Source organism: Dethiosulfatibacter sp. (assembly GCF_983023055.1).
The window spans coordinates 1-4,879 of the sequence record NZ_CEZJXU010000170.1; the positions used below are offsets into that span (position 1 = coordinate 1).

At 36.2% G+C, this 4,879-nt stretch carries 7 protein-coding genes; 3 read left to right on the forward strand and 4 right to left on the reverse strand.

Annotated features, from left to right (window positions below; all coding sequences use genetic code 11):
- From AC3AX0_RS07190 to AC3AX0_RS07200, 3 genes are all read left to right on the forward strand, one after another.
- On the forward strand, positions 1-152 hold a 152-nt coding region (locus tag AC3AX0_RS07190; RefSeq protein ID WP_487549632.1), incomplete at its 5' end, for an alkylphosphonate utilization protein.
- A gap of 147 nt (positions 153-299) precedes the next feature.
- Positions 300-833 (forward strand): ECF transporter S component, encoded by a 534-nt coding sequence (locus AC3AX0_RS07195; RefSeq protein ID WP_487549626.1) that lies wholly within the window; start codon positions 300-302, stop codon positions 831-833.
- Positions 834-843: 10 nt separating this feature from the next.
- Positions 844-1,971: a pyridoxal-phosphate-dependent aminotransferase family protein gene (locus AC3AX0_RS07200; protein ID WP_487549627.1), complete on the forward strand. Its 1,128-nt coding sequence runs from the start codon at positions 844-846 to the stop codon at positions 1,969-1,971.
- A 101-nt stretch (positions 1,972-2,072) separates the two neighbouring features.
- Here AC3AX0_RS07200 and AC3AX0_RS07205 read toward each other — a convergent pair whose 3' ends face one another.
- The 4 genes from AC3AX0_RS07205 to AC3AX0_RS07220 all read right to left on the reverse strand — a co-directional run bounded on the left by AC3AX0_RS07205 (position 2,073) and on the right by AC3AX0_RS07220 (position 4,593).
- On the reverse strand, positions 2,073-3,356 hold the full coding sequence (locus AC3AX0_RS07205) for a homocysteine synthase (RefSeq protein ID WP_487549628.1): 1,284 nt from the start codon (positions 3,354-3,356) through the stop codon (positions 2,073-2,075).
- Between the two features lie 32 nt (positions 3,357-3,388).
- Entirely contained in the window at positions 3,389-3,784 is a 396-nt protein-coding gene (locus AC3AX0_RS07210) for an RrF2 family transcriptional regulator (RefSeq protein WP_487549629.1), read from the reverse strand.
- 12 nt (positions 3,785-3,796) lie between these two features.
- Positions 3,797-4,201 (reverse strand): RrF2 family transcriptional regulator, encoded by a 405-nt coding sequence (locus tag AC3AX0_RS07215; RefSeq protein ID WP_487549630.1) that lies wholly within the window; start codon positions 4,199-4,201, stop codon positions 3,797-3,799.
- Positions 4,202-4,350: 149 nt separating this feature from the next.
- The gene (locus AC3AX0_RS07220; RefSeq protein WP_487549631.1) at positions 4,351-4,593 is read right to left on the reverse strand and encodes a hypothetical protein; all 243 of its coding nucleotides are present in this window, start codon (positions 4,591-4,593) and stop codon (positions 4,351-4,353) included.
- Positions 4,594-4,879: the final 286 nt, after the last annotated feature.

Consider the following 4,879-nt stretch of genomic DNA (forward strand, 5'->3'; position numbering starts at 1 on the left):
AAGACTTGAAAGTTAAAGGAAGCTCTGCTCCCATTAAACAGGGAACAAAGGTAAAAAACATAAAACTTGTTGATGGAGACCACAATATAGACTGCAAGATTGACGGTTTTGGAGCCATGAGTCTTAAATCAGAATTTGTAAAAAAGATATAACAAAAAGTGTATGACATTTAACAATGCCATACACTTTTTTATTTGGGAAATCTAATCTGTACCCTTCAAAAAAGTTAAATCTGTATATTTCTAAGAGTACAAAATCAGGATATAGTATAAGAAGATAAAAATTTCAGGAGGATTATTGTGGAAAGAAATGAACAAATCAAACAAAGAACCAAAATAAATGATATTACACTCAACGGGATGCTTATAGCCATCGTCTTTGTATCAACCTACTTTATACAAATAAAACTGCCTATATCAGTAAACGGTGGTTTAATACATCTTGGAAATGTGGCACTGTTTTCAATCGCCATATTATTCGGACCAAAAAAAGGTGCAATGGCCGGTGCATTTGGCATGTGTCTTTTTGATCTAATGTCAGGATGGGTTGCATGGGCTCCATTTACCTTCGCTGTTAGAGGAATCATGGGGTTTATAATAGGCTATATAGCACATAAAAATGGCAAGAAAGGCAATAGTCTTATAAACAATGTATTCGGAATTATACTTGGCGGACTATGGATGATTGCAGGATATTATGCTACAGAAGGACTCCTCTACGGAAACTGGATTGCTCCAATTACTTCTATCCCCGGAAATATAACCCAGATTGCTTTAGGTATCATGGTGGGAGTTCCATTTGCAGCAGCAGTAAAGAAAACCAATATAATCTAGGAGGCCAGTAATGAAAACTTTGCTTTTAATGACACCCGGACCTACTATGATCAGTCAGGATTCCATTAATGAGACAGCCAGAAACAGGACAAACCCAGACCTTGATATGGATTTTTTCACACATTACAAGGATACTGCAAATAAATACAACAAGATAATCGAATCAAAGGTGGATTCTTTCATAATGAGCGGCGAAGCCATTCTAGGTCTTGAGGCTGCATGCGCCTCATTAACAGAAAGTGGAGACAGGGTCCTTTGTATATCCAATGGGATTTTCGGTGATGGATTTGCTGATTTTATCAAAATTTATGGTGGTGAACCGGTATTCTTCAAAGGAGACAGGAAAAGAGACATCGATATTTTAGAACTTGAAAATTTTCTAAAGAAGGATAGTAACTTTAAATATGCAACCCTTGTCCATTGCGAGACTCCATCAGGCATAACGAACTCCATTGAAGATATATGCAGGCTCTTGAAAAGTTATGAAATAATATCCGTAGTGGACTCGGTATCTGCAATCGCAGGTGAACCAGTGAAATTCGATGAATGGAATATCGATATTCTACTAGGAGGTTCCCAAAAATGTCTCTCATACATACCTGGTCTTACCCTAATCACTGTTAGCAACAAAGCATGGCACGTTATCGAGTCTAGAAAAACTCCAGTATCAGGATTCTACTGCAATCTTGGAATATGGAAGAATCTTTATGAAACAACGTCTTTTCCATATACTCAATCCACGCAGCTGATATACGGACTTAACAAAGCAATTGATAAAACCCTCTCTGTGGATTATGTTAAAATCCATAAATCATTTGGAGAAATGACGCGAAAGGCAGTAGTTTCTTCAGGTCTTGAACTTTATGCTGAAAATGGATATTCAAATACAGTAACCACAATAATGCTTCCAAAAGATATTACTTTCAATTCTCTATTCGAGAAAATGAAAAGCAAGGGTGTGCTTATTGGTGGTGGTTTCAACTTCCTCGAAAACAAAATTTTCAGGCTTGGCCATATGGGCGAGAATAACAGCAATGAAAATCTCATTGAAGTTATGAAGGCACTTGATGAATCTTATGAAGAACTGGGAATAATTCTTGCTTCTTCACTTGAGAAAAATTTTGAAAAACAGATTTAAAAATAGTATTAATAAAATACAAACTAAAACAGACTCAAAAGACTGGTAGTTAACCGGCTTTGAGTCTGTTTTTTATTTATATCATAATGGATATTATATTTCTATACAATGCTTAGAGCATGTTCAATATCTTCAATAAGGTCTTCAACATCCTCAATACCTATGGATATACGTATCATATCAGGAGTGATACCTGAAAGTAATTGTTCTTTTTCCGAGAGCTGCTGGTGGGTGGTGGTGGCAGGATGAATTACTAATGATTTTGCATCAGCTACATTTGCAAGTAAAGAAAATATCTCAAGACTTTCTATGAATTTCTTTCCTGCATCAACTCCACCTTTTATTCCGAAGGTGAATATAGATCCTGCGCCCTTGGGAAGATATTTTTCAGCCAGTTCATTATATTTATTGTCCTTTAGTCCTGGATAATTGACCCAAGTCACCTTTTCATGTCCATTCAGATAATTTGCTATCTTACTTGCATTTGATACATGTTTTTCAACCCTTAAAGAAAGTGTTTCAAGTCCTTGCAAAAACATAAATGAATTAAATGGACTTATTGCAGCGCCTGTATCTCTTAAAAGCTGCACCCTCATCTTTATTATATAAGCTAAAGGTCCTACTGCATCAGTATATACTATACCATTGTAACTCTTGTCCGGTTCAGTCATTCCTGGAAATTTACCGCTTCCTACCCAGTCGAAATTGCCAGAATCTATAACAACTCCTCCGATAGATGTACCATGTCCACCAATAAACTTGGTTGCAGAATGAACAACTATGTCCGCACCATGCTCTATAGGTCTGCATAGGTATGGTGTGGCAAAGGTATTGTCAACAATAAGAGGGATTTTATGTTTATGGGCAATCTTTGCAACCTCTTCAATGTCTACGATATTAATGGTAGGGTTGCCGATTGTCTCTATATATATTGCCTTTGTTTTTTCATTAACGGCATTGTCAAAATTTTCCAGTTTATCCGGATTAACAAAAACAGTGTTTATTCCATATTTTGGCAAAGTAGCTGAAAAAAGATTGTATGTTCCACCGTAAAGGGTGCTGGCTGCAACTATTTCATCTCCTGCTCCAGCGATGTTCATGACTGCATATGTTATAGCTGCAGACCCTGAAGCTACTGCAAGGGCTCCAACTCCTCCCTCCAACATAGCCATCCGCTTTTCGAAAACATCAGTTGTTGGATTCATTATCCTTGTATAAATATTACCCATTTCCTTCAAGGCAAATAGATCTGCCGCATGGTCCGCATTGTTAAAAACATATGATGTAGTCTGATAAATGGGTACTGCTCTTGACCCTGTTGTTGGGTCTGGCTCTTGTCCACCGTGGACCTGCAAGGTATCAAATTTCAATTTCTTTTCATTCATGATTTTCCTCCAATTATTTATCTTATTTTATATCAAGTTTTTTTAGTCAGTTCTTCAAGTGTCATTGATTTCAGCTTTTGTTCTATAGCTTCATCTATTTTATCCCATAGGTTTTCCCTTATACAATCCCGTAATACATTAGTCTTAAGAGGATATTCGATTATATTCAAGTCTCCTTCCAGTTCCACCAAAACATCATATACCTTTATGTTTATATAGTCATAATTAAAGAAATATCCTCCCTTTGCACCTTTAATACTCCTTACTATACCCATCTTTTTAAATATAAAAAAAATCTGTTCCAGATATCCCTTGGATATCTTCTGCCTATTTGCAATATCCTCAAGGTTTATCGGACCATCTTCCCTATTTTTTATGAGATCTATCAAGGCTCTCAACCCATATCTGCTCTTAGTAGACATTTTCATGCTTTTCACCTCTCAACTACATAATTTCCCAAGATACTCTATTGTTATTTCATCGGATGTAATATTTATTACATCTCTCAAATCCATCCATAACATCCTTGTTGCACATTCTTCCAAAAGCTCACAGCTTTTATTTTCCAAGCATTCCACCGGTTCAAGGTCTCCTTCGACAGCCCTTATGATTTCTCCTGCTGTAATAGTTGATGCATCCCTTCCAAGATAGTATCCTCCCGAAGGACCTCTGATGCTTTTAACAATGTCCTTCTTCTTCAGGTTCATAAAAATCTGTCTCAAGTAGTTTTCAGAAATATCCAATCTCTCGCTTATATTTATAAGGCTTTCATGCTCAATAGTTGAATTGATATAAAGATCAACTACAGCTTCCATTGCATAAAGACTTTTTGTGGTTATCTTCATAAGTCACTCCTTAAATTTTTCCTAATCATTATAAAACATATTAACTTACTAATGATTATATCCTGTTATTACGATTTTGCAACAATTATTTTACTATTACTCAAAAAGACTTCATTTCCACAAAAGGAAATGAAGTCTTTTTATTGTTTTTATTCCTTAATTATTTCGTGTTCCAGAGACTCCTTGAACTCTTTGTAGAGTTCCTCGGCCTTTTCCTTAAACTCCTGAGGTATCTCCACATAACCCCATCCCATGGTCATTTCAAAAATTCCGTCATAGGCAAGGCTATGGGTTTCAATTAGGTCGTAACTTATGTTTTCCTCGTCAAGAATATTGGTAAAAATGTCCGCTTCAAACTTGTTTTCAATACTTAGTCTAATAGTATCCATCATCCATCCTCCAATTTGTCTGACTTGTATTTCCTTACTTATATTATACACCTTTTTAATATGATAAAACAACTCTGCCTCGTCATCCAGTACACAGCGGCCACATCGCGTTAGACGCGAAGCGGATAGTGTACAAGGGAATATTGCCAGCATGAAAAGTTATCCTTAACCGTAAAATACCAATGATTCAAGGTATTTAATCATCAAGAAAATCGATGAATGTCCTTGTTGCCGCTGAAATATATCTGTCTTTCTTCCATACCAGTCCTATATTGATATCTATGGGGTT